This is a genomic window from Halomonas cerina, assembly GCF_014192215.1.
GTDB classification, from domain to species: domain Bacteria; phylum Pseudomonadota; class Gammaproteobacteria; order Pseudomonadales; family Halomonadaceae; genus Halomonas; species Halomonas cerina.
On record NZ_JACHXP010000001.1, the window covers coordinates 205,167 to 227,007 of the forward strand.

19 protein-coding genes are annotated in these 21,841 nt (G+C 66.3%); 10 read left to right on the forward strand and 9 right to left on the reverse strand.

Annotated elements, in window-relative coordinates:
* Nucleotides 1-23: 23 nt before the first annotated feature.
* The 5 genes from thiI to FHR94_RS00935 form a co-directional block, all read right to left on the reverse strand.
* Nucleotides 24-1,508 (reverse strand): tRNA uracil 4-sulfurtransferase ThiI, encoded by a 1,485-nt coding sequence (gene thiI, locus FHR94_RS00915; protein WP_183323594.1) that lies wholly within the window; start codon nt 1,506-1,508, stop codon nt 24-26.
* Nucleotides 1,509-1,597: 89 nt separating this feature from the next.
* The gene (locus FHR94_RS00920) at nt 1,598-1,879 is read right to left on the reverse strand and encodes a hypothetical protein (RefSeq protein ID WP_183323596.1); all 282 of its coding nucleotides are present in this window, start codon (nt 1,877-1,879) and stop codon (nt 1,598-1,600) included.
* Between the two features lie 90 nt (nt 1,880-1,969).
* Complete coding sequence (locus FHR94_RS00925; RefSeq protein WP_183323598.1) at nt 1,970-3,736, reverse strand: EAL domain-containing protein; 1,767 nt, start codon at nt 3,734-3,736, stop codon at nt 1,970-1,972.
* Nucleotides 3,737-3,814: 78 nt separating this feature from the next.
* Nucleotides 3,815-5,008, reverse strand: a complete 1,194-nt coding sequence (locus FHR94_RS00930) for a 1-acyl-sn-glycerol-3-phosphate acyltransferase (RefSeq protein ID WP_246389771.1) — start codon at nt 5,006-5,008, stop codon at nt 3,815-3,817.
* A 26-nt stretch (nt 5,009-5,034) separates the two neighbouring features.
* Nucleotides 5,035-5,967 (reverse strand): recombination-associated protein RdgC, encoded by a 933-nt coding sequence (locus FHR94_RS00935; protein WP_183323603.1) that lies wholly within the window; start codon nt 5,965-5,967, stop codon nt 5,035-5,037.
* Nucleotides 5,968-6,302: 335 nt separating this feature from the next.
* Here FHR94_RS00935 and gyrA point away from each other — a divergent pair, with 335 nt between their 5' ends.
* From gyrA to FHR94_RS00975, 8 genes are all read left to right on the forward strand, one after another.
* The gene (gene gyrA, locus FHR94_RS00940) at nt 6,303-9,014 is read left to right on the forward strand and encodes a DNA gyrase subunit A (RefSeq protein WP_183323605.1); all 2,712 of its coding nucleotides are present in this window, start codon (nt 6,303-6,305) and stop codon (nt 9,012-9,014) included.
* Nucleotides 9,015-9,036: 22 nt separating this feature from the next.
* Complete coding sequence (serC, locus tag FHR94_RS00945; protein ID WP_183323957.1) at nt 9,037-10,140, forward strand: 3-phosphoserine/phosphohydroxythreonine transaminase; 1,104 nt, start codon at nt 9,037-9,039, stop codon at nt 10,138-10,140.
* Nucleotides 10,141-10,143: 3 nt separating this feature from the next.
* On the forward strand, nt 10,144-11,238 hold the full coding sequence (pheA, locus tag FHR94_RS00950; protein ID WP_183323607.1) for a prephenate dehydratase: 1,095 nt from the start codon (nt 10,144-10,146) through the stop codon (nt 11,236-11,238).
* Nucleotides 11,239-11,240: 2 nt separating this feature from the next.
* Nucleotides 11,241-13,505 carry a bifunctional prephenate dehydrogenase/3-phosphoshikimate 1-carboxyvinyltransferase gene (locus FHR94_RS00955; RefSeq protein WP_183323609.1) on the forward strand — a complete coding sequence of 755 codons (2,265 nt, stop codon included), beginning with the start codon at nt 11,241-11,243 and terminating at the stop codon, nt 13,503-13,505.
* A complete protein-coding gene (gene cmk, locus FHR94_RS00960; RefSeq protein WP_183323611.1) occupies nt 13,502-14,197 on the forward strand; it encodes a (d)CMP kinase in 696 nt (231 codons plus the stop codon). Before FHR94_RS00955 ends, cmk begins: the two co-directional genes overlap by 4 nt.
* Nucleotides 14,198-14,375: 178 nt before the next feature.
* Complete coding sequence (gene rpsA, locus FHR94_RS00965; protein ID WP_183323613.1) at nt 14,376-16,052, forward strand: 30S ribosomal protein S1; 1,677 nt, start codon at nt 14,376-14,378, stop codon at nt 16,050-16,052.
* Between the two features lie 360 nt (nt 16,053-16,412).
* Nucleotides 16,413-16,796 (forward strand): histone-like nucleoid-structuring protein, MvaT/MvaU family, encoded by a 384-nt coding sequence (locus FHR94_RS00970; protein WP_183323615.1) that lies wholly within the window; start codon nt 16,413-16,415, stop codon nt 16,794-16,796.
* A gap of 195 nt (nt 16,797-16,991) precedes the next feature.
* Nucleotides 16,992-17,285: a hypothetical protein gene (locus FHR94_RS00975; protein WP_183323617.1), complete on the forward strand. Its 294-nt coding sequence runs from the start codon at nt 16,992-16,994 to the stop codon at nt 17,283-17,285.
* Nucleotides 17,286-17,294: 9 nt separating this feature from the next.
* Here FHR94_RS00975 and FHR94_RS00980 read toward each other — a convergent pair whose 3' ends face one another.
* From FHR94_RS00980 to FHR94_RS00995, 4 genes are read right to left on the reverse strand one after another with little or no spacing between them, the layout of a single operon-like run.
* The gene (locus tag FHR94_RS00980; protein WP_183323619.1) at nt 17,295-18,173 is read right to left on the reverse strand and encodes a DNA replication terminus site-binding protein; all 879 of its coding nucleotides are present in this window, start codon (nt 18,171-18,173) and stop codon (nt 17,295-17,297) included.
* Nucleotides 18,170-18,403 carry a DNA gyrase inhibitor YacG gene (yacG, locus tag FHR94_RS00985; protein WP_183323621.1) on the reverse strand — a complete coding sequence of 78 codons (234 nt, stop codon included), beginning with the start codon at nt 18,401-18,403 and terminating at the stop codon, nt 18,170-18,172. Before yacG ends, FHR94_RS00980 begins: the two co-directional genes overlap by 4 nt.
* Nucleotides 18,404-18,453: 50 nt before the next feature.
* A complete protein-coding gene (gene coaE / locus FHR94_RS00990; RefSeq protein ID WP_183323623.1) occupies nt 18,454-19,068 on the reverse strand; it encodes a dephospho-CoA kinase in 615 nt (204 codons plus the stop codon).
* Nucleotides 19,069-19,081: 13 nt separating this feature from the next.
* On the reverse strand, nt 19,082-19,933 hold the full coding sequence (locus tag FHR94_RS00995; RefSeq protein WP_246389772.1) for a prepilin peptidase: 852 nt from the start codon (nt 19,931-19,933) through the stop codon (nt 19,082-19,084).
* A 153-nt stretch (nt 19,934-20,086) separates the two neighbouring features.
* On the opposite strand from FHR94_RS00995, the gene nagZ reads away from it, so the two are divergent.
* Entirely contained in the window at nt 20,087-21,100 is a 1,014-nt protein-coding gene (gene nagZ / locus FHR94_RS01000) for a beta-N-acetylhexosaminidase (RefSeq protein ID WP_183323627.1), read from the forward strand.
* Between the two features lie 56 nt (nt 21,101-21,156).
* A complete protein-coding gene (locus tag FHR94_RS01005) occupies nt 21,157-21,735 on the forward strand; it encodes a hypoxanthine-guanine phosphoribosyltransferase (protein WP_183323629.1) in 579 nt (192 codons plus the stop codon).
* The last annotated feature ends 106 nt before the right edge of the window (nt 21,736-21,841 follow it).

Genomic DNA, 21,841 nt, shown 5'->3' on the forward strand with positions numbered 1-21,841 from the left:
TCTCCCGTCCGGCTCCTCCGGGCTCAGGCGTCTGGCGTGGGCCCACGATAGATCCCGAAGTGGGTCAGGCCGCGGTCGGCCAGGTGCAGGGCCTGCATCCGGCTCATCACACCCTGGTCGCAGTAAAGCAGGTACTCGTGATCGTCGGGAAGTGTCGGCGCTCGGTCCTGGAGCTCGTAGAACGGGATCGCCAGCTGCGCTACCCGAGGTAGCGTGAGGGGGGCCGCGTCGCGCTCCGCGGGGGGGCGGATATCGATCACGCAGGGGGAGGACAGCGCGACCAGGGTCGCGAGGGAGGTCACGGTACGTACCTCGATCGGGTCTGGCGCCTGATTCCTCAGCCGGTCGACCCGCGTGGTCTCGCTGGCTTCGAGGGCGGCGTCGAGGACCGCGGGGTCGAAGCCCGCCTCGGCGGCCTCGATATCCCGCCGCCGGGCGCGGACATGGGGACGGCGCGAGATCACGCCGCAGTATTCCGGCATCCGCTCGGCGAAGCGGGCGGTATCGAGCCGGCGGGCCGCGTCGATGATCGCCTGCTTGTCCTCGGTGAGCAGTGGCCGCAGGATCGGCAGCTCGCTGGCCGCATCGATGCTGCCGAGGTTGGTCAGTGTCTGGCTGGAGACCTGGGCGATGGCATCACCGGTGACCAAGACCGGAATCCTCATCGTATCCGCCAGCCGGCTGGCGGCCCGTACCATCATGCGCTTGAGCACCACGCCCATCAGGCCGTCGGGAATGGTGCGCAGGATCTCGCCAACCACGCCCTCGAACGGCACCGAGACGAAGCGCACATGGTGAGACGCGCCGTGATGGCGCCACAGATGGTGGACCACCTCGCGCACCCCGGCCTCGTGGGGCGCCCCGCCCAGGTTGAAGAACAGGAAGTGGGTCTTCACGCCCCGACGCATCATGCGCCAGGCCGCCACCGGAGAGTCGAAACCGCCGGAAACCAGAGCAAGGGCCTGGCCCTGGACGCCGAGGGGATAGCCACCGGCGCCCGGGTGGCGAGTCCTGATCAGCTGCAACTGGTCGTCGACCACGCTGACCGGAACCTCCACGTCCGGATGGCGCAGGTCGACGCGTGCGCCGGGCGCGGCGGTGAGCAGTGCGCTACCCAAGTGGCGCTCGAGGTCCTCGGAGGAGAAGGCGTGTCGTCCCCGACGCTTGACGCGGACCCGGAAGCGGCGGTCGCGGATGACTTCCTGCCAGAGCGGTACCACGCGTCGGACGGTATCAGTGAAGGAAATGAAGGGCACGAGCTCGGCCGCCTGGACCTCATGGATGCCGGGGATCCGGGCCAAGGCGGCCTCCAGGCAGCGGATCTCGTCGTCGCCCAGAGGCTCCGGCAGGCGTACCCGGATCAGGTCCCACCCGGCCTTCACCCGCACATGGGCGGCATGGTGCTGGAGCGTGTTGCGCACGTTGGTGGCCAGGCAGCGGGTCATCTGCTGGCGAACGGAGCGTGACTTGATGGTGATCTCGGGGGAGAGCTTAAGCAGGTACAGCATGTGACAGCGGCATGGCGGGGGTGTCGCCGTATTCTATCAAGGCGCGGCGTGCCCCGCATCGTCGTCAGGCGACACGCCGCGGGATGAGGTCAGTAGAGGGCCTGCTCCTCCTTCACCACCTCCTTGAGCAGCTCGAGGAAGAGGCGGTCGGCCTCGGAGTGGTCGGCCGGATCCTCGGGGATATGCACGCTGGTGGTCTCCGAGATCTCGTTGGCGATACGCGCCATGACGTCGGTCTGGTCGGCGTCACCCAGGCGCCGGCGAGTGACCTCGAGGGACTGCTCGAGGATCTTGGGGTCCTGCAGCAGCTTCTTGATGAAACCACGGAGCTCGTTGATCACGCGGGTCTTCTGGATTTCCGATGAGGTCATGGCGTTCTCCTTGTGTGACCGGGCCGTGTCGATGTCTGGCGAGACGATAGCACGTTTCCCTGAGCAGGTGAGGGGCTCACGAGGGAGGCGTCAGGCATCGGGCCAGTCACCACGCCGAATGCCGGGGCCGGTGGCCGCATCGATGCCCAGCGTGAAGAGGACACGGGCGTCCTCGAGGGTCTCGACGCCCTCGCCGATGACGAGCAGGTCCAGCGAATGACCGAGCGTCGCCATGCCCCGCAGGATGGCCTGGCGCTCGGGGCTGGTCTCGACGCCTCTCACCAGGCTGGCATCAATCTTGAGGTAGGCCAGTCCCAGATCGTGGAGGTCGGTAATGTGGGTGAACCGGGTGCCGACGTGCTCGAGTCCCAGCCGGCAGCCCAGGGGACGCAGTTCCCGGCAGAGGCTGTGAAAGCCTGGCATGTCCTGGGTGGCCAGCGCCTCGGGCAGTTCGACCCAGAGCTGGCGGGCGGCCTCGGGATGGGCGGCAAGGCATCGACGCAGCTCCAGCACGAAGCGGGCATCCTGGATCGAGGCGATCGAGAGGTTGATGGCGATCGGCTGACGGCGCTGGTCGATGTCCTTGAGAGCGGTCACGGTCACCGCCAGGTCAAGCGCCGCGTCCATGCCCAGCCGCGAGACCCAAGGCATGAAGCGTCCGGCGGGCTGCCAGGCGTTGCCGAGCCGCAGCCGCGCCGGGCATTCGAAGTGCAGCAGCTTGCCATGGGCGTCGAGCACCGGATAGTGGGCCAGGTAGACCCCCTCGGCGATGGCTTGTTCGAGGGCGCGTCGCCAGCTGGCATGGTCCGCGAAGAGCGGTTCGCGGTGGGTGTCCTCGACGATGACCGGCCCGGGCTCCCCGTCCTGGGCGGCACTGGCGAGGGCGCCATCCAGGCTGGCCAGCAAGTCACCCGGAGTATCCCCCTGGTGATAGGCGATCATGGCGGTTGGCAGTGTCACCCCGGGCGCGATCCGGTGTTGCAGGCGCTCCAGTCGCTGGCTCAGGGCCTGGCGGATCGCGTCCATGTCCGTGGCACCGGGCAGCAGCAGGGCGAAGTCGCAGCCCTTGAGCCGCCCGACCAGGCCGCCGTCGTGCACCTTGCCGCACTGCTCCAGCTCCCGGGCCAGTTGCTTCAGCAGGGCGTCGGTAGGGGCATGGCCCAAGCGCTCGTTGGTCTCGGCGAGCCGGTCGATGCGCACCAGGGCGAGCGTGCCGCTGGCGCGGAAATCGCGGCTTTCCAGGAGGCCGCGAAGCTGGCCCAGGAAAGCCTCGCGGTTCATCACCCCGGTCAGCCGGTCATGCTGCAGATGACGGCGCAGCATGTCGAGCTTGCGGTGCTCCTCGCCGAGGATATCGCTCATCCCCCGTGACAGCTGGTTCAAGGCCTGCACGACCTCGTGGAGCTCGCGGAGCCGGGGTGTTCGTGAGATCGTGAAACGGCGATGGCCGATGTCGCGTGCCTGCTCGACCACCGCACGGAGGGGGCGGCGAAGGCCGTGCACGATTCGCCATGTCACGATCAGGCCGAGCATGCCGGCCAGCAGGCACCAGACGCCGATCGCCAGGGTGGTCTGCCACAGGGCGTGATAGGCGAGGTGGGGCTCCAGGCGCACCTGGGGAGGCGTGGATCCGTCGAGCGCTATCTCGGCCCGGCCGGTAGGGTTCTCCAGGCGCACCAGGTCGACGAACCAGCCGGGGACGGTCTCTTGCGGTGCCCCGGCGGCATCGGCATTGCTGGGACGCAGGTCCTGCTCGAGGGCAGCACGCAGGGTGATCACACTAATGACAAGGCTGCCGGCGAGGGTGACCAGCACAAGCCCTCCGATGGCCAGCCACAGCTGCTTGATGAGCGACATTGCATTACCCTCCGGGGTCTTTCCGTGACGGCGGATCGATATGGAAGGTCACGTCGGCGAGCTCGGCGGCGCCACGGTTCAGAGCCTGCTGGCGCTACAGCGCCCGGCGCAGTGGCGCCCGGCACGGTTGCGTACCGGGTTGGCGTACTGGCGCAGCCACCAAGGGCGCAACGCCTCGGGGACCTCGGCGAGGCGTGCCTGGAAACGAGTGCGATCGGCCTGGGTGACCTCGGTGAGGTCCAGCAGGTCGTGGTCCTCGCCGAGAGCCTCCAGCGCCAGGTAGTGGCTGGGAAAGAGGTGGTAGCCTTGGAGGACTTGGCGGTCGATCTCCTCGGCCACTGCGTCGGGCGTGTCGAAGTCGGCCGTGAGCGGTGTGCCGAAGCGCAGGTGGACGCGTCCCTTGTGGCCGGTGATGCCGGCGACGATGGAACGAATGTCTTCGAACTCGCTCTTCGCGTAGGCACCACTGGTCGCCATGGCGTGGAGCTCCCGGGCCTTCTGCAGGTCGCAAGGATCGTACTCGTAGCTGATCGAGACCGGCACCAGGCGCAGTTCGGCGATGGCCTCGCCGATGCCGGCGCGGCGATCCTCGCTGCGATGGGCCATGGTCAGCATCTTGATGATCGCTGGATCGGTGCGGTCGATGCCGTTCTTGGCCCGGCCCTCGCGTTGGGCCATCCAGATCGAGTGGTTATCCTCGAGGATCGAGTGGCGGATGTAGGCGGAGAGCTGCTGGTAGGCGGCCAGCATGGCGCGTTTACCGCGGGCACTGCGCGGCACGATGAAGCTCTTGTTGAGGCGCATCAGGTCGGTGACATAGGGCTTCTTGAGCAGGTTGTCGCCGATGGCGATGCGCACCGTATCGCGCCCGGCCAGGTACAGGGCGTAGTTGACGAAGGCCGGGTCCAGGGCGATGTCGCGATGGTTGCCGATGAACAGGTAGGCGGTACCGGGGTCGAGGCGCCCGAGCCCGTCGACGCGGAAGTCGTCGGTAGAGGTACGGATCATGCGCTGCATGTAGCCGGCGATGCGTGACTGGAAGTCGCGCACCGTGGTCACGCCACGGACCTCGCGGCGGATGGCCAGGCTCGCCAGGATCCGGGAGAACCGCGGCATGAGACGGGCCAGGCGCGGCAGCCGATAGCGGGTCAGGGCGGTCAACAGCTCTGGGTCCCGGGCGATGCGTTGCAGCACCTCGGCCACCTCGGCGTCTTGGTAGGGGCGGATCTCGGCCCAAGGGTCGAGAGGGGTGTCGTCTAGCGTCTTGGTCATGAGCGTGGCGCCGTGATCGTTGTCGGTCATGCGCTGCGAGGGGCGGGTGTGCCGTTGGCCTCCCCGCCGAGCCACTCGAGCAGTCGCTCGATATTGTCGGCCAGTGCCTGTGTCATCAGAATGAAATCCGTTTCCAGGCGCACCAGGGCATCGTCGCCATCGTCGGCCTGGGACGCCTCGTCGATCAAGGCATCGTCGAAGCGCAGCGACTTGATGGCGAGGTCATCATGCAGCACGAAGCTTAGCCGGCCATCGATCGCCAGGGCCAGCTTGCTGGCCTGGCGACCCCCCTCGAGGAGCTGCTGGATCTCGTCACTGTCGAGGTCCACCTGGCGTGCGCGTAGCACGCCATCATCGCCCTTGGCCTTGAGCTCGACCTGGTCGCCCAGTGCCAGATCGCCGGGACGCGAGCCCGCGTCGCCGAGCCAGGCGGTCATGGCCCGCATGGGCAGGGTCTGGCTGGCCAGCGGCGTCACCTTGAGGCTGCCCAGGGTCTCGCGCAACAGGTCGAGAACCTCCTCGGCCCGCTTGCGGCTACTGGTGTTCACGGCGATCAGCGAACGCCGGCGGTCCCACCAGAGATCGACTTTCTGGCTGCGCACGAAGGCGCGGGGCAGCAGCTCCTCGAAGACCTGTTCCTTGATGGCGAGCTTCTCCTGACGGCGCAGCTTGCGACCCTCGGCGCTCTCGATAGCCTCGCTGCGCTCCTCGACCTCCTCTCGCACCACCGAGGCCGGCAGGATGCGCTCCTGACGAAGCGCCGTCATCAGGCGCTGCCCCTGAAGCTCATGCAACAGCTGGGTGCCGGCGCGCCCCGCAGGAGCGCACCAGCCAAGGCGCCTCGCCTCGCTGCCACCGAGGGGACGAAAGGCCTGCTCGCCCAGGGCCTCTTCCAGGGTCGCGGCGTCCAGTTCCGGAGCGCCATGCAGGCGATAGAGATGCAAGTGCTTGAACCACATGAAGCATTTCCCGCAAGAAAAAGAGGCACATTATGGCCAATGGGAAGCGGGGCTGCCAGCGATGATCCCGCCCCGCGATGAAAACTATTGTTTTCATCGCGGGGCGGCTGCCTTGGAATGCCCTGCATCCGTTACACAGGCCATTCCCCGGAAGGTCGGCGTTCCCCGGTCACGCGGCACGGGATGCCGCCCCGCGGGGGTAGGGAACGCGGGATGATGGCAGGGCCCGCTGCCTTTGCCGCGTCCGGAGTGGTATGATGTGACGCTGTTATTGCGCGCCATGTCACGGCCACGTGACGCGCCAACCTGTTGCAGTGCAAAGGATTCGACGACCCATGGGTGACATCGCCAGAGAGATTCTGCCAGTCAATATCGAGGACGAGCTCAAGCAGTCGTACCTCGATTACGCGATGAGCGTGATCATTGGCCGTGCGCTGCCCGACGTGCGCGATGGCTTGAAGCCCGTCCACCGCCGGGTGCTGTTCGCCATGCATGAACTCGGCAACGACTGGAACAAGCCCTACAAGAAGTCCGCCCGTGTGGTCGGCGATGTCATCGGTAAGTATCACCCCCACGGCGACAGCGCCGTCTACGACACCATCGTGCGCATGGCCCAGGACTTCTCCATGCGCCACGTGCTGATCGATGGCCAGGGCAACTTCGGCTCCATCGACGGCGACAACGCCGCCGCCATGCGTTATACCGAGGTGCGCATGGCCCGGCTCGCCCACGAGCTGCTGGCCGACCTCGAGAAGGACACCGTCGACTGGGTCGACAACTACGACGGTACCGAGCGCATTCCCGACGTGCTGCCCACCCGGGTGCCGAACCTGCTGATCAATGGCTCCTCGGGCATCGCCGTGGGCATGGCGACCAATATCCCGCCCCACAACATGGCGGAGGTGATCGACGGCTGCCTGGCGCTGATCGACGACTACACCCTGTCGATCGATGACCTGATGGCCTACATCCCCGGGCCGGACTTCCCGACCGGCGGCATCATCAACGGCCGCGCCGGCATCCTCGAGGCCTACCGTACCGGCCGCGGGCGCATCTACGTACGCGCCCGCCACACCATCGAGCATGACGACAAGACGGGCCGCGATCACATCATCGTCACCGAGCTGCCCTACCAGGTGAACAAGGCCCGGTTGATCGAGAAGATTGCCGAGCTGGTCAAGGACAAGAAAGTCGACGGTATCGCCGAATTGCGCGACGAGTCCGACAAGGATGGTCTGCGGGTCGTCATCGAGGTCAAACGCAGCGAGTCCGGCGAGGTCGTGGTCAATAACCTCTTCGCCCAGACTCAGCTGCAGAACGTCTTCGGCATCAACATGGTCGCTCTCGAGGATGGTCAGCCGCGCACCCTGAATCTCAAGGAGGTGCTCGAGGCCTTCATCCGCCACCGTCGCGAGGTGGTCACCCGGCGCACCCTCTTCGAGCTCAAGAAGGCCCGCGAGCGTGGCCATATTCTCGAGGGCTTGGCCGTCGCCATCTCCAACATCGATGCGGTGATCGAGCTGATCAAGGCCTCGCCGAACGCCGCTGCGGCCAAGGAGAAGCTGCTGGCGCGGGCCTGGCAGCCGGGGCAGGTCACCGGCATGCTCGAGCGGGCCGGTGCCACCTCCTGCAAGCCGGAGGAACTGGAAGAGGGCTTCGGGCTGAACCCCACCGGCAGCGAGTACCGCCTGTCCGCGGCCCAGGCCCAGGCGATCCTCGAGTTACGCCTGCACCGCCTGACCGGGCTGGAAACCGAGAAGCTGCTCGACGAGTACCTGTCGATCCTCGAGAGGATCGCCGAACTTACCGCGATCCTGGCCTCCGCCGATCGCCTGCTCGAGGTGATCCGCGAGGAGCTCGTTGCGGTGCGCGACCAGTTCGGCAATCCGCGCAAGACCGAGATTCAGGCTAGCCATCTGGATCTGCGCCTCGAGGACCTGATCGCCGAGGAGGACATGGTGGTCACCGTGTCCCGCTCCGGCTACGCCAAGACCCAGCCGCTCTCCGACTACCAGGCCCAGCGACGCGGCGGGCGCGGCAAGTCCGCCACGGCCATGAAGAACGAGGACGTCATCGAGCATCTGCTGGTGGCCTCGACCCATGATACCGTGCTGCTGTTCTCCAATCGCGGCAAGGTCTACTGGCTGAAGGTCTACGAGATGCCCGCGGCCAGTCGTGGCTCGCGGGGCAAGCCGCTGGTCAACTTGTTGCCGCTGGACGAGGGCGAGGCCATCAACGCCATCCTGCCGGTGCGCGACTACGACCCGTCGAGCTACATCTTCTTCGCTACGGCCCGGGGCACCGTCAAGCGCACTAGCCTCGAGCAGTTCTCGCGGCCGCGCAGCGTGGGCCTGATCGCCATCGAGTTGGAGGAGGATGACCGCCTGGTGGGAGCGGCCATCACTACGGGCAGCGACCATGTCATGCTGCTCTCCTCCAACGGCAAGGCGATCCGCTTCGAGGAAACCACGGTGCGGGCCATGGGCCGTACCGCCCGTGGCGTGCGCGGCATGAAGCTGCTGGGCGGTGCCGAGGTGATCAGCCTGATCATCCCTCAGAGCCAGCAGATCGATGCCGAGGCCGACGTCGGGGCCGAGGCCGAGCAAGGCGCAACCGTCGAGAATGGCAACGGTGGCCAGATCTATATCCTCACCGCCAGTGAGAACGGCTACGGCAAGCGCACTCGCCTCGAGGAGTTCCCGCTGCGTGGGCGCGGTGGCCAGGGCGTAATCGCCATGCAGACCAGCGATCGCAACGGCGCCCTGGTCGCCGCCATGCAGGTCTACTCTACCGACGAGATGATGCTGATCACCGATCGCGGCACCCTCGTGCGTACCCGGGTCGACGAGGTCTCGATCACCTCGCGCAACACCCAGGGCGTGATGCTGATCCGCCTGGGCAATGACGAAACGCTGGTCAAGACCGTGCGCATCGACGAGCCGGGCGACGCCTCGCCGGGCGACGCCTCGCCGGGCGACGCCTCGGAATCGGGGACAGATCCCCATTTCGATGTTGAAGGTAAAGAAGGGGAGCGAGATGGGGAATAAGGGCAATGGGGGACAGTCCCCCATTCACCGTCGCTATAACTTCTGCGCCGGACCGGCGGCGCTGCCCACGGCGGTGCTGGAGCGGGCCCGGGATGAACTGCTGGACTACCACGGCCGCGGCCTTTCGGTGATGGAGATGAGCCATCGCGGCGAGGACTTCGTTGCCATCGCCGAGCAGGCCGAGGCCGACCTGCGGGAGCTGCTGGCCATTCCCGACAACTATCGGGTGCTGTTCACCCAGGGCGGGGCCAGCCTGCAGTTCGCCGCGGTGCCGTACAACCTGCTGGGCCACGGCGGAAGCGCCAATTTCCTGTATACCGGCATCTGGGGCAAGAAGGCCATGGCCGAGGCCCGGCACCTGTTCGGCGGGGCCCCGGTCGCGGCGTCCAGCGAGGCCAGCGGCCATACCGAAGTGCCCCGTCAGTCGGACATCGTGCTGAGCGACGATGCCGCCTACCTCCACTACACCGCCAACGAGACCATCGGCGGCCTGGCGTTCGACTATGTTCCCGAGGCGGTGCAACCCGACGGTCGCGAGGTGCCGCTGGTCTGTGACATGTCCTCCAGCATCCTCTCCGGTGCGCTGGATGTCTCGAAGTTCGGCGTGATCTACGCCGGTGCCCAGAAGAACATCGGCCCGGCCGGCCTCGTGGTGGTGATCGTCCGCGAGGACCTGCTCGACCGCGCCCGCGCCGACATGCCCAGCCTGCTCGGCTACAAGACGCTGGCCGAGGCCGGCTCCATGGTCAATACCCCGGCCACCTACAGCTGGTACCTGGCCGGCCTGGTCTTCCAGTGGCTCAAGAATGACATCGGTGGCCTGGCGGCCATGGACGCCATCAACCGCCGCAAGGCCGAGACGCTCTACGCGGCCATCGACGCAAGCGACTTCTACGCCAACCCGATCGCCCGGCGCAATCGTTCACGGATGAATATCCCCTTCGTGCTGGCCGACGACCGCCTGGACGAGCCCTTCCTGGAGGAGGCCGAGGCGGCCGGTCTGCTCAACCTCAAGGGACATCGCAGCGTCGGGGGCATGCGGGCCAGCCTCTACAACGCCGTTCCCGAGGCCGCGGTCGAGGCTCTGGTCGACTTCATGGCCGATTTCGAGAAGCGCAAGGGATAATTCATGACCGACGACACCCCCATCGATCTCGAGGCGCTGCGCGAGCGCATCGACAGCCTGGACAGCGAGATCCTGCGCCTGATCAACGAGCGGGCGGCCTGCGCCCAGCAGGTGGCGCATGTCAAGCTGGCCGAGGACCCTGGGACGATCTTCTATCGCCCCGAGCGTGAGGCTCAGGTACTTCGCCGGATCATGGCGCTGAACAAGGGGCCGCTGGACAGCGAGGAGATCGCCCGCCTGTTCCGGGAGATCATGTCCGCCTGCCTGGCGCTGGAGCAGCCGATCAAGGTCGCCTACCTGGGGCCGGAAGGCACCTTCACTCAACAGGCCGCGCTCAAGCACTTCGGCGAGAGCGCCATCAGCCTGCCCATGGCGGCCATCGACGAGGTGTTCCGCGAGGTCGAGGCCGGCGCCGTCAACTATGGCGTGGTGCCGGTGGAGAATTCCACCGAGGGCGTCGTCAACCACACCCTGGACTCCTTCATGGACTCCGGGCTCAGGATCTGCGGTGAGGTGGTGCTGCGCATCCACCATCACCTGCTGATGAGCGAGACCACTCGCCGGGACAAGGTGTCGCGGATCTACTCCCATCCGCAGTCCTTCGCTCAGTGTCGGAAGTGGCTCGACGCTCACTTCCCCCATGCCGAGCGGGTGCCGGTCTCGTCCAATGCCGAGGCGGCGCGCCTGGTCAAGACCGAGTGGCACAGTGCCGCCATCGCCGGGGACATGGCCGCCAAGCTCTATGGCCTGACCCGGCTCGCGGAGAAGATCGAGGATCGTCCCGACAACTCCACGCGCTTCTTGATCATCGGCCACCAGGACGTCCCGATGTCCGGCGAGGATAAGACCTCAATCGTGGTGGCGATGCGCAACCAGCCCGGTGCCCTGCATGAGCTACTGGAGCCCTTCCACCGTCATCAGATCGACATGACGCGCCTGGAGACGCGGCCATCGCGCAGCGGCGTATGGAACTATGTCTTCTTCATCGATTTCAAGGGACACCACGACGAGCCGCGTGTGGCGGCGGTACTCGAGGAGGTCAAGTTGCGCGCCGCCGAGGTGAAGGTGCTGGGTTCCTACCCGGTGGGTGTGCTCTAGGCATGCGCATCGAGGAGTCCCGTATCCTGATCGTTGGCCTGGGGTTGATCGGCGGGTCCCTGGCCGCGGCACTGCGTCGCTCCGGCTTCGCCGGCGAGGGCCGAGAGATCGTCGCCTGTGACCCGGACGCCGGCGAGATCGAGCGCGGCATCGCCATGGGCCTGATCGAGCGTGGTGGCACTCGGCTGGCCCCCCTGGTCGAGGGGTGCTCGCTGATCGTGCTCGCCGTCCCGGTGCTGGCCATGCGCGGCGTCATGGACGAGCTGGCGGGGTGGCTCGAGCGGGCCGCGCCCGGTGTGGTGATCACCGATGTCGGTAGCACCAAGGCGACCCTTCGCGAGGCGGCCCGCTCCGCCTTCGGGCGGATGCCCACCAACCTGGTGCTCGGCCATCCCATCGCCGGTTCCGAGAAGAGCGGAGTGGCCGCGGCCAACGCCGAGCTCTACGTGGGACACAAGGTGATCCTGACCCCTCAGGCGGACACCGATCCCGACGCCCTGGCCCGGGTGCGGGCACTGTGGGTCGCCACGGGCGCCGAGGTGCTGGAAATGGAGATCGAGCGCCACGATCAGGTGCTGGCGCGGACCAGTCATCTGCCGCACCTGCTGGCCTTCTCGCTGGTCGATACCCTGGCGCGCCAGGACGAGCGCCTGGAGATCTTCCGCTATGCCGCCGGCGGCTTTCGCGACTTTACCCGCATCGCCGGCAGCGACCCGGTGATGTGGCGTGACATCTTCATCGCCAACCGTGACGCGGTCCTCGAGGCACTGGATGACTTCGAGGGCGGGGTGGCGCGCCTTAGGCGCGCCGTGGAGGCCGGTGACACCGATGCCATGCTGGCGACCTTCGACCGGGCCAGCCATGCGCGACACTATTTCGAATCGCTGCTGAACCAGACCAGTTATCAGGCGGAATACCAGATGCAACCACACGGCAACCTGCGCTACCGGGTCAGCCCCGGCGGCGGCGTGAGCGGGCGCATTCGCGTGCCCGGCGACAAGTCAATTTCTCACCGCTCCATCATGCTCGGCGCCCTGGCCGAGGGGGTGACCGAGGTGAAGGGCTTTCTTGAGGGCGAGGACAGCCTGGCGACCCTGCAGGCCTTCCGCGAGATGGGCGTGGCCATCGAGGGGCCTCACCAGGGACGCGTCACCATCCACGGGGTGGGTATGCGTGGCCTGAAGGCCCCGAGCGGCCCGCTCTACGTGGGTAACGCCGGCACCGCCATGCGGCTGTTCGCCGGGCTGCTGGCCGGTCAGGCCTTCGACACCGAGCTGACCGGCGACGCCTCCCTGACCAAGCGGCCCATGGGCCGGGTGGCCGACCCGCTGCGCGAGATGGGCGCGGTGATCGAGACCGCCGAGGGGGGCCGTCCGCCGCTCAAGATCAAGGGCGGCCAACGGCTCACCGGCATCGCCTATGACATGCCCATGGCCAGTGCCCAGGTGAAGTCCTGCCTGCTGCTCGCCGGGCTCTATGCCGAGGGCGAGACTCGAGTGCGCGAACCGGCGCCGACCCGCGACCATACCGAGCGCATGCTGGCCGGCTTCGGCTATGCGGTGCAGCGGGATGGCAACACTTGCTGGCTCACCGGTGGGGGCAAGCTTATCGCCGCGCCCATCGATGTGCCCTCGGATATCTCGTCGGCCACTTTCTTCCTGGTGGCCGCGGCGATATCCCCGGGGTCGGACCTGGTGCTGGAGCATGTCGGCATCAATCCCACCCGGATCGGCGTGATCAATATCCTCCAATTGATGGGCGCCGACCTGCACCTGGAGAACCAGCGCGAGGTGGGCGGCGAGCCGGTGGCCGACCTGCACATTCGCTACGCGCCGCTCAAGGGCATCGATATTCCGGTGGAGCAGGTGCCGCTGGCCATCGACGAGTTCCCGGCGTTGTTCGTCGCCGCGGCCAATGCCGAGGGCGTGACGCGTCTGCGCGGCGCCGGTGAGCTGCGCGTTAAGGAATCCGACCGGCTGCAGGCCATGGCCAACGGCCTCACCGTGCTGGGTGTCGAGAACCGCCTGCACGAGGACGGCATCGACATCGTCGGGGGAGGGCCGGAGGATGGCCCGAACTACGGCGGCGGCCATATCGACAGCCTGGGGGATCACCGTATTGCCATGGCCTTCGCCATCGCCGCTCTCAGGGCGTCCAGCGAGATCATCATCGATGACTGCGCCAATGTGGCCACCTCCTTCCCCGGATTCATCGATCTGGCGCGCCGGGTCGGCCTCGTCCTCGAGGAAGCGCAGGAGGTGTCATGAGCAGGATGGCTGCCGTCCCGGTGCTGACCATCGATGGCCCTGGCGGGGCCGGCAAGGGCACCATCAGTCGGCTGGTGGCCGATCGCCTGGGCTGGCACCTGCTGGACAGCGGTGCCCTGTATCGGCTGACCGCGCTGGCCGCGGTCAAGCACGAGGTGGCGCTGGACGATGAAGCGCGGGTGGCCGAGGTAGCCGCCGAGCTTGACGTGGCCTTCGTGGCCGAGTCGGAGGCCACCCGGGTGCTGCTCGAGGGCGAGGATGCCACCACGACCATTCGCACCGAACAGATCGGGGATGCCGCCTCGCGGGTGGCCGCGCTGCCGGCGGTGCGCGAGGCGCTGCTCAAGCGCCAGCGCGACTTCCGGAAGTCTCCTGGTCTGGTGGCCGACGGTCGCGACATGGGCACCGTGGTGTTCCCCGAGGCACCCCTCAAGGTGTTCCTGACGGCCAGCGCCGAGGAGCGCGCCCGGCGGCGCCACCTGCAGTTGCGGGAGGCCGGGGTGGATGCTAGTCTATCGAGTCTTCTAAAGGAGATTCAGGCACGCGATGCACGCGACATGCAGCGCAGCGTGGCCCCGCTCGTACCGGCCGATGATGCGGTCGAGCTGGACACCACGAGCCTGACGATACCGGAAGTGGTGAATCGGCTGACGGATCTGCTGACCGAACGGGGTCTGGCAACCGCCACCTGAACTCCCTTGCGGAGCCCCCGGCCAGATGTGATGACGTGATCAGGCACCCCGTTTCCCGTGAGCCAGGTCAGGTCGAACCAGCGCCAACATCCCCGGGGGCTGTCTGGAATGGCCCGCACTCGCTGGTGGTGCGGAGAAGCGGTCCTGCCGCACACAACGTTGATCACGTAGGAACATCATGAGCGAAAGCTTTGCTGAACTGTTTGAACAGTCACTCCAGGACATCAACATGGAGCCGGGCGCCATCGTTCCGGCCACCGTCGTCGATATCGAGGGTGACTGGGTCACCGTCAATGCCGGCCTGAAGTCCGAGGGGCAGATCCCCGCGGCCCAGTTCCGCGACGAGAACGGCGAACTGACCATCGCCGTCGGCGACGAAGTCCACGTCGCCCTGGAGGCCGTCGAGGACGGTTTCGGCGAGACGCGCCTGTCGCGCGAGAAGGCCAAGCGCGCCGAGGCGTGGAAGGTGCTGGAGGCGGCCTTCGAGAAGGAAGAGATCGTCAAGGGCGTGATCAACGGCAAGGTCAAGGGCGGCTTCACCGTCGACGTGGATTCCATCCGTGCCTTCCTGCCGGGGTCCCTGGTGGATGTGCGCCCGGTGCGCGACACGACCCACCTCGAGAACAAGGAACTCGACTTCAAGGTCATCAAGCTCGACCCGAAGCGCAACAACGTGGTGGTGTCTCGCCGCGCCGTGCTCGAGGCCGAGAACAGCGCCGAGCGTGAGGCCCTCCTTGCCACGTTGCAGGAAGGCCAGCAGATCGTCGGTATCGTCAAGAACCTCACCGACTACGGTGCCTTCGTCGACCTGGGTGGCGTCGATGGCCTGCTGCACATCACCGACATGGCCTGGAAGCGCATCAAGCATCCCAGCGAGATCGTGGCCGTGGGTGACGAGATCACCGTCAAGGTGCTCAAGTTCGACCGTGAGCGCAACCGCGTCTCCCTGGGCCTGAAGCAGCTGGGCGAGGATCCGTGGGTCAACATCAAGGATCGTTATCCGGAAGGCACCAAGGTCCACGCTACGGTCACCAACCTCACCGACTACGGCTGCTTCGCCGAACTGGAAGAGGGGGTCGAGGGCCTGGTTCACGTCTCCGAGATGGACTGGACCAACAAGAATATCCATCCGTCCAAGGTCGTCCAGGTCGGCGATGACGTGGACGTCATGGTATTGGATATTGACGAGGAGCGTCGCCGTATCTCGCTGGGTATCAAACAGTGCACCGCGAATCCCTGGGAGACCTTCAACGCCCGCTACAACAAGGGCGACCGGGTGTCCGGTACCATCAAGTCGATCACCGACTTCGGTATCTTCATCGGTCTCGAGGGTGGCATCGACGGGCTGGTCCACCTGTCCGACATCTCCTGGACCGACGGGGGTGAAGAGGCCGTTCGCCAGTTCAAGAAAGGCGACGAGGTGGAAGCCGTCATTCTCTCCATCGACCCGGAGCGTGAGCGCATCTCGCTGGGCATCAAGCAGCTCGATACCGATCCGGTCTCCGAGTTCCTGGCCGTCAACGACAAGGGCTCCATCGTCACCGGTCGCGTGGTCGACGTCGATGCCAAGGAAGCCCAGGTCGAGCTGGCCACCGATGTCGTCGCCGTGCTGAAGGCATCCGAGATCAGCGCCGACCGTGTCGAGGATGCCCGCAACGTGCTGAGCATCGGCGACAGCGTCGAGGCCCGTATCATCGGGGTCGATCGTAAGAATCGCCAGATCGCCCTGTCCGTCAAGGCCAAGGATCAGGATGATACCCGTCGCAGCATGAGCAAGCTGCGCGAGCAGGATGTCGAGGGCGGTGGCCCGACCACCATCGGCGACCTGATTAAGCAGCAGATGGGGCAGGACTGAGTCTGACGGACCACGTCCGCACGACGTCGGTAACCCGCGAGCACCGCCCTTCGGGGCGGTGTTTGTTTATAGGCCGCATGAAGTTTCATGGTTCCTCATGATGCTTCTCCTTGCCGGCACCGACGGTTTGACAGTATTTCGCATTAGCTCGTGTGTCCAGGATCCCGTTATGCCGCGATAGGGGAGAGGCGGGTTAACGGAAGAGTGGGGTGTTTCTATTGACGGCTATAGTGCTCGAACAGCAGTCGGGTTATTGTGCCGTTAAAGAACTCGGCCTGTTTCATATGTTGCGAAACGAGTGGGCAACGGTAATAATGCCGGGGCATCCCGATTATCCATGTTCAAGAAAGGAAGTGCCCCATGTCCTCCATGCTCAGCAATTACATGCAGAAGGAACAGCAACTCAAGCAACTCCAATCCGAGTTGGAAAAATTGCAGAATGACGACCGGCTCAAGGCCGAACTCGAATTCAAGGACAGGCTGGAAGCGCTGATGCGCGAATTCGACAAGAGTGCGGCCGATGTGATCGAGTTGCTGAACCCCCAGCCGGCCGCTGCTGCGCCCAAGAGTGCGGCGTCGACCACCAGTACCGGGCGTCGCAAGCGCAAGTTGAAGATCTACAAGAACCCCAATACCGGTGAGGTCGTCGAAACCCGTGGCGGTAATCAGAAGACCTTGAAGGCCTGGAAGGACGAGTTCGGTGCCGACACCGTCGAGTCCTGGCTGGTGCGGGTCGAGGAGTGATACCTGGCACCGATCGGTAAAGGACGCATCGGCGCCGCCTGCGGGCGGCGTCGCCGTTTTGCCTGGTCACTGCTACCCACGCGGGGTGACAGGTGATTTACGGCATGTCAGGCGGTATACTGATTATTGGACTCCGCGTGGATGTCGGCATTTCCCCCTATCCTTGGCCGACATCATCTGGATCACAGGTAACGCATGAAACAGCAGAATTCACGAAAGCCCATGGATGAGCGTGAGAAGTTGCGCAAGTTCCGAGAACTGGATGACGCTTTTGCCGATGCGCTACGCGAACTCGAAAGCCCCGAGAAGCGTCGGGATATTCCCACTGGCCCGCCCGTCCGTTCCCTTGAGGCGCAGCAGCAAGACGCCCCGTGCCGGCAACAGGCCTTCGAGGAGCGTCTGGAAGCGCTGATGCAAGAGTATGCGCAACCGGCCGAAAGCGTCAGCCATCTCCTGCAGACATTAAAAACCCTCGGACGGATTGCCTGACCTGACCCTCTAGCGACGGTAGCGATAGACCCTCAGGCTGGGCAGGAACGCGGTCTCCTCCAGCCGCTCGTCGCGCCGGCGCGCCCGTAACCGGGTCTCGGGGGGACGTGCCGGTGGCAGGTTGTGATCCGGAAGCCGGCCATTCGTCGAGGGCAGGAACAGGGGCAGGGCGACGTTCATGGCCCGTCGGGTGCGCCCGTCTGCCAGCGGCTCGCGATAGAAGAGGTTGGCCCGCATCAGCGGAGCCTGGCGCTGGACTTGGGCCAGGGGCTCGCTGTCAGGGAGGCCGGCCAGCCGGCGCAGCTGGAGACGGACGTGGGGGGCGTCGGTGTCCAGGGTCAGCAGCTTCTGCTCGGCGTCTCGTACCGTCAAGCGCTTGATGGACCGACCGCTGGCATACCAGGCAAGGCGCACCCGCGCCACCGGTGCCTCCGCCAGCGGGATGGACCGCCAGCACTGCTTGAGGTGCAGGCGCGCCAGTCCCGACCCCTGCAAGTGGTCATGCAGCACCGGGTGGCGGAAGGGAAGTGATGCCTTGATCTCCGGAAGCAGCGCCGGTTGGTCGCGCCGAATCCCGGCGAGTAGCGCCGCGAAGGCCTCCTTGGCCGCATTCACGGCTTCGACCTTCTCGAGCACCAAGGGCGTGGCGGCCACCAACCCGATATGGCTGCGCGTGATGCGCCCATCCTGACCGTCCTCGTACCAGACATCCAGCAGTGCCTGGCGCAGCCAGTGGCTGTCCGCGTCGATCTGGCCGAAGGCCCAGGCTGCATGATCCCCGCTTTCCCAGGTCTCGACCAAGACCTCGACCTGCTCGATGAGCCGGTCGAAGGTGCTTTCGAGCTCCGCCAGCAGCCGGTATTCAGGCGCTCGGGAGGGAGAGCTCATGCTGGCTCGCCATCACGGTCGGCGCGTGCCAGCAGGGCGTCGAGATCAGTCTCGTCCATGGCGGGCTCACCGGCAATGCGGTGTGAGCCGTCGGCCCAAGCGCCCAGGTCCAGCAACCGGCAGCGCTTGCTGCAGAACGGGCGAAAGGGGTTGTCGTCGGTCCATGTCACGGTCTTGCGACACTGCGGACAGGCGATTTCCAGGGGGCGGGTTTGCGTGGCGTGGCTCATGGGGACGCGTGCCTTTATGAATCTCATGGAAGTGAAGAAAGGATGACGAATCATGGCTCGTGAGGCAATCCGTCGAGCCGTCGGTAGCGCCGGTCCAACTCGGCGACCCGGTCGGCCAGGGCGGCCTCGCCTTCGCTGTTGTCAAGCACGTCGTCGGCGCGAGACAGCCGTTCGGCGCGAGGCATCTGGGCGGCCACGATGGCCCGTGCCTGGTGTTCGTCGACATCGTCCCGGCTCGCCGTACGGGCGATCTGGAGCGCTTCGGGCACGTCGATGACCAGGGTGCGGTCGACCAGCCGTGACTGCCCCGATTCGAACAGCAGGGGGGAGACGAGCAGCACATAGGGCGCCTCGCCCGCGGCAAGCTGCGCCAGGCGTTCGGTCAGGCGCTCGCGGATTCGGGGGTGGGTGACCGATTCCAGCCAGCGGCGCTCGGTCTCGTCGGCGAAGACGATCTCGCGCAGCGCGCGCCGGTCGAGCCGTCCGTCCGCCTGAAGTACTCGTGGGCCATGGCGCGCGGCGATGGCCGCGAGCGCCGGCTCGCCGGGCTCGACCACTTCCCGGGCCACGTCGTCGGCATCCACCCAGGGAATGCCGAGTCGCTCGAAGGCCCTGGCCACGGTCGACTTGCCGGAAGCGATACCGCCTGTCACGCCGATGATCATGGGAGTCTCCTGGTCAAGGGATGAGGGTCAGGTAGGAGGCCATCAGCGGCTCCCCGACCAGCAGGGCCAGCCAGCCGGCCATGGCGAGCCAGGGACCGAAGGGCAGGGGGACGCCGCGTAGCCGGGGAAGGGCGACCTGGAGGAGCAGGCCGATGACCGCCCCGGCGCCGGCCGAGAGGATCAGGATCAAGGGCAGATACTGCCAGCCCACCCAGGCGCCCAGCGCGGCCAACAACTTGAAGTCGCCGTATCCCATCCCTTCCTTGCCGGTGACCAACTTGAATAGCCAGTAGAAGCTCCACAGGGCAAGATAGCCGACGATCGCGCCGATCACGGCATCCGGCAGCATCAGCGGCTGGAAGAGCAGTTGGTAGAGAAGGCCCGCCCAGAGCAGGGGCAGGGTGAGCAGGTCCGGGAGCAACTGGGTGCGCAGGTCAATCACCGCCATGGCCAGCAGCGTCAGGCAGGCGCCGAGGATGAACACACCTTGGAGCGTGGCGCCGTACAACCCCAGGACGGCCAGGGTCAGCGCCCCGCCGGCGAGTTCCACCAGTGGGTACTGGGGGCTGATGTGACCCCCACAGGTGGCGCAGCGACCGCGCCGCTTGAGCCAGCCCAGCACGGGGATGTTGTCGTGCCAGGCGATGGGGGCCTCGCAGCGCGGGCAGATCGAGCGGGGGGTCACCAGGTTGAAGCGAGGGGGGGCTTCCTCTTCCAATTCCAGGGCGGCGCGGGCCTCCGACCGCCAAGCCTGCATGAGCATCACCGGCAGTCGCGTGATGACCACGTTCAGGAAACTGCCCAGGCACAGGCCCAGCACGGTGGCCAGCGTCCAGAGCAAGGGAGGGGGAAGGTCGACAAGCAAGGGAAGACTCCTGTCCGATCGGGAATGGTGACGCCATTCTATCGGGCCAGGCGGGTGAAAGCTTGCCATGTCGTGAGACGCCCTCGGGCTGTTGCGGACGCGGGCTTTGGTCTAGAATCGGCGTCCTTTCTCAGTCAGGAGCGGAGCGCTACCATGACTCGGACGCTCGGACCGGTGATGCTGGATCTGGAAGGCCCTCGACTCACGAGGGCGGAGCGCCGCCTGCTGCGGCAACCGGCGGTCGGGGGGGTCATCCTGTTCGCCCGCAACGTCGAAGAAGCCTGCCAGGTACGTGGGCTGTGTGACGCAATTCGCCAGGAGCGCCCGGAATTGCTGATCGCCATCGATCAGGAGGGCGGACGCGTCCAACGTCTAGTGCAGGGAGTCACGCGCCTGCCGGCCATGGGCCGGCTCGGCCGGGAGTACGCCGACGCCCCCGAGGCGACCCTCCGTCTGTGTCGCGATGCCGGTTGGCTGCTCGGCATGGAGATGGCGGCCTGCGGACTGGACCTGAGTCTCGCGCCGGTGCTGGATGTCGATGCCGGGCACTCCTCGGTGATCGGTGATCGCAGCTTCTCCGCCTTGCCGGAAGAGGTCGCCGCCCTGGGAGCCGCCTTCATCGATGGCCTGCACGAGGCCGGCATGGCGGCAGTGGGCAAGCATTTCCCGGGGCACGGTGGCGTGGCCGCCGATTCCCATCTCGAGCTGCCGGTGGACGAGCGTTCCCTCGACACCCTGCGCGCCCATGACCTGGTGCCGTTCAAGGCCCTGGCGCCTCGGCTCGGGGGCATGATGCCGGCCCATGTGGTCTATCCAGCCTTCGACCATCGTCCTGCCGGCTTCTCGCCTGCCTGGCTCGGCATGCTCCGCGAGACGCTGGGCTTCAAGGGCACGATCTTCTCCGATGACCTGAGCATGGCGGGCGCCTGCTCGGCGGGATCGCCTGCCGAGCGTGCCCGTCGAGCGCTCGACGCCGGCTGCGACATGCTGCTGGTCTGTAACGACCGCCGTGCGGCGCTAGAGGTACTCGAGGCCTGTGAGGCGCGTGATGCAGCCCGTCCGGCCAGACTGCGCTATGGGCGGGCACGCCCGGAGCTCGAGGCCCTGGCGGCCCTGCCGCGCTGGAGGCGGGCGCATGCCCGACTCGAGGCCATGGCCGTGACCTGACCGTCGCCCTGTCTCGATGGATTCCCCTCTCCCTGGAACGACAACGAGCCGAACCGATGCCCAAACTCGATGCCGACCCTCAGACCTCCCTGGCCGACATGCGCGAGCTCATGGAGAATGCCGACTGCCTGATCGATCCGCAGGCGGTGGAGCGGGCCCTGGATCGCATGGCCGGGGCGATCACTCGTGATCTGGGTGACAAACTGCCGGTCTTCTATTGCGTGATGAATGGTGGTCTGTTCACCACCGGGCACCTGCTGACACGTCTGGGCTTTCCGCTGGAGGTCGACTATCTCCACGCGACCCGCTATCGGGGTGGTCTGCGGGGCGGTGAGCTGTTCTGGCGTGTCTCCCCGGAGATCCCGATGGCCGGGCGCCATGTGGTGATCGTCGATGACATTCTCGATGAGGGAGCAACGCTTGCCGCCATCCTCGATTACTGCCGCGAGGCGGGAGCGGCCAGCGTCGCCACCGCCGTACTGGTGGACAAGCAGCACGAGCGCAAGGCCGTGCCGGGGCTCAAGGCCGACTACTGTAGCCTGGAGGTGGCCGACCGCTATGTCTTCGGCTTCGGCATGGACATCAAGGGCTACTGGCGCAACGCCCCGGGGATCTTCGCGCCCAAAGGGCTGTAGGCCCTTCGGGCAGCGCCTAGCTACAAGCACCGAGCGCCCAGCCGTGCAGTGACGGGAAACCCCACCGGACTCGACACCTGGTGGGGTTTCTCATTGACGCCTGATC

Excerpts from the sequence above, each read along its gene's own strand:
- thiI (WP_183323594.1), bottom strand. The coding sequence starts at position 1,508 with ATGCTGTACCTGCTTAAGCTCTCCCCCGAGATCACCATCAAGTCACGC.
- FHR94_RS00920 (WP_183323596.1), bottom strand. The coding sequence starts at position 1,879 with ATGACCTCATCGGAAATCCAGAAGACCCGCGTGATCAACGAGCTCCGT.
- FHR94_RS00925 (WP_183323598.1), bottom strand. The coding sequence starts at position 3,736 with ATGTCGCTCATCAAGCAGCTGTGGCTGGCCATCGGAGGGCTTGTGCTG.
- FHR94_RS00930 (WP_246389771.1), bottom strand. The coding sequence starts at position 5,008 with ATGACCAAGACGCTAGACGACACCCCTCTCGACCCTTGGGCCGAGATC.
- FHR94_RS00935 (WP_183323603.1), bottom strand. The coding sequence starts at position 5,967 with ATGTGGTTCAAGCACTTGCATCTCTATCGCCTGCATGGCGCTCCGGAA.
- gyrA (WP_183323605.1), top strand. The coding sequence starts at position 6,303 with ATGGGTGACATCGCCAGAGAGATTCTGCCAGTCAATATCGAGGACGAG.
- pheA (WP_183323607.1), top strand. The coding sequence starts at position 10,144 with ATGACCGACGACACCCCCATCGATCTCGAGGCGCTGCGCGAGCGCATC.
- FHR94_RS00955 (WP_183323609.1), top strand. The coding sequence starts at position 11,241 with ATGCGCATCGAGGAGTCCCGTATCCTGATCGTTGGCCTGGGGTTGATC.
- cmk (WP_183323611.1), top strand. The coding sequence starts at position 13,502 with ATGAGCAGGATGGCTGCCGTCCCGGTGCTGACCATCGATGGCCCTGGC.
- rpsA (WP_183323613.1), top strand. The coding sequence starts at position 14,376 with ATGAGCGAAAGCTTTGCTGAACTGTTTGAACAGTCACTCCAGGACATC.
- FHR94_RS00970 (WP_183323615.1), top strand. The coding sequence starts at position 16,413 with ATGTCCTCCATGCTCAGCAATTACATGCAGAAGGAACAGCAACTCAAG.
- FHR94_RS00975 (WP_183323617.1), top strand. The coding sequence starts at position 16,992 with ATGAAACAGCAGAATTCACGAAAGCCCATGGATGAGCGTGAGAAGTTG.
- FHR94_RS00980 (WP_183323619.1), bottom strand. The coding sequence starts at position 18,173 with ATGAGCTCTCCCTCCCGAGCGCCTGAATACCGGCTGCTGGCGGAGCTC.
- yacG (WP_183323621.1), bottom strand. The coding sequence starts at position 18,403 with ATGAGCCACGCCACGCAAACCCGCCCCCTGGAAATCGCCTGTCCGCAG.
- coaE (WP_183323623.1), bottom strand. The coding sequence starts at position 19,068 with ATGATCATCGGCGTGACAGGCGGTATCGCTTCCGGCAAGTCGACCGTG.
- nagZ (WP_183323627.1), top strand. The coding sequence starts at position 20,087 with ATGACTCGGACGCTCGGACCGGTGATGCTGGATCTGGAAGGCCCTCGA.
- FHR94_RS01005 (WP_183323629.1), top strand. The coding sequence starts at position 21,157 with ATGCCCAAACTCGATGCCGACCCTCAGACCTCCCTGGCCGACATGCGC.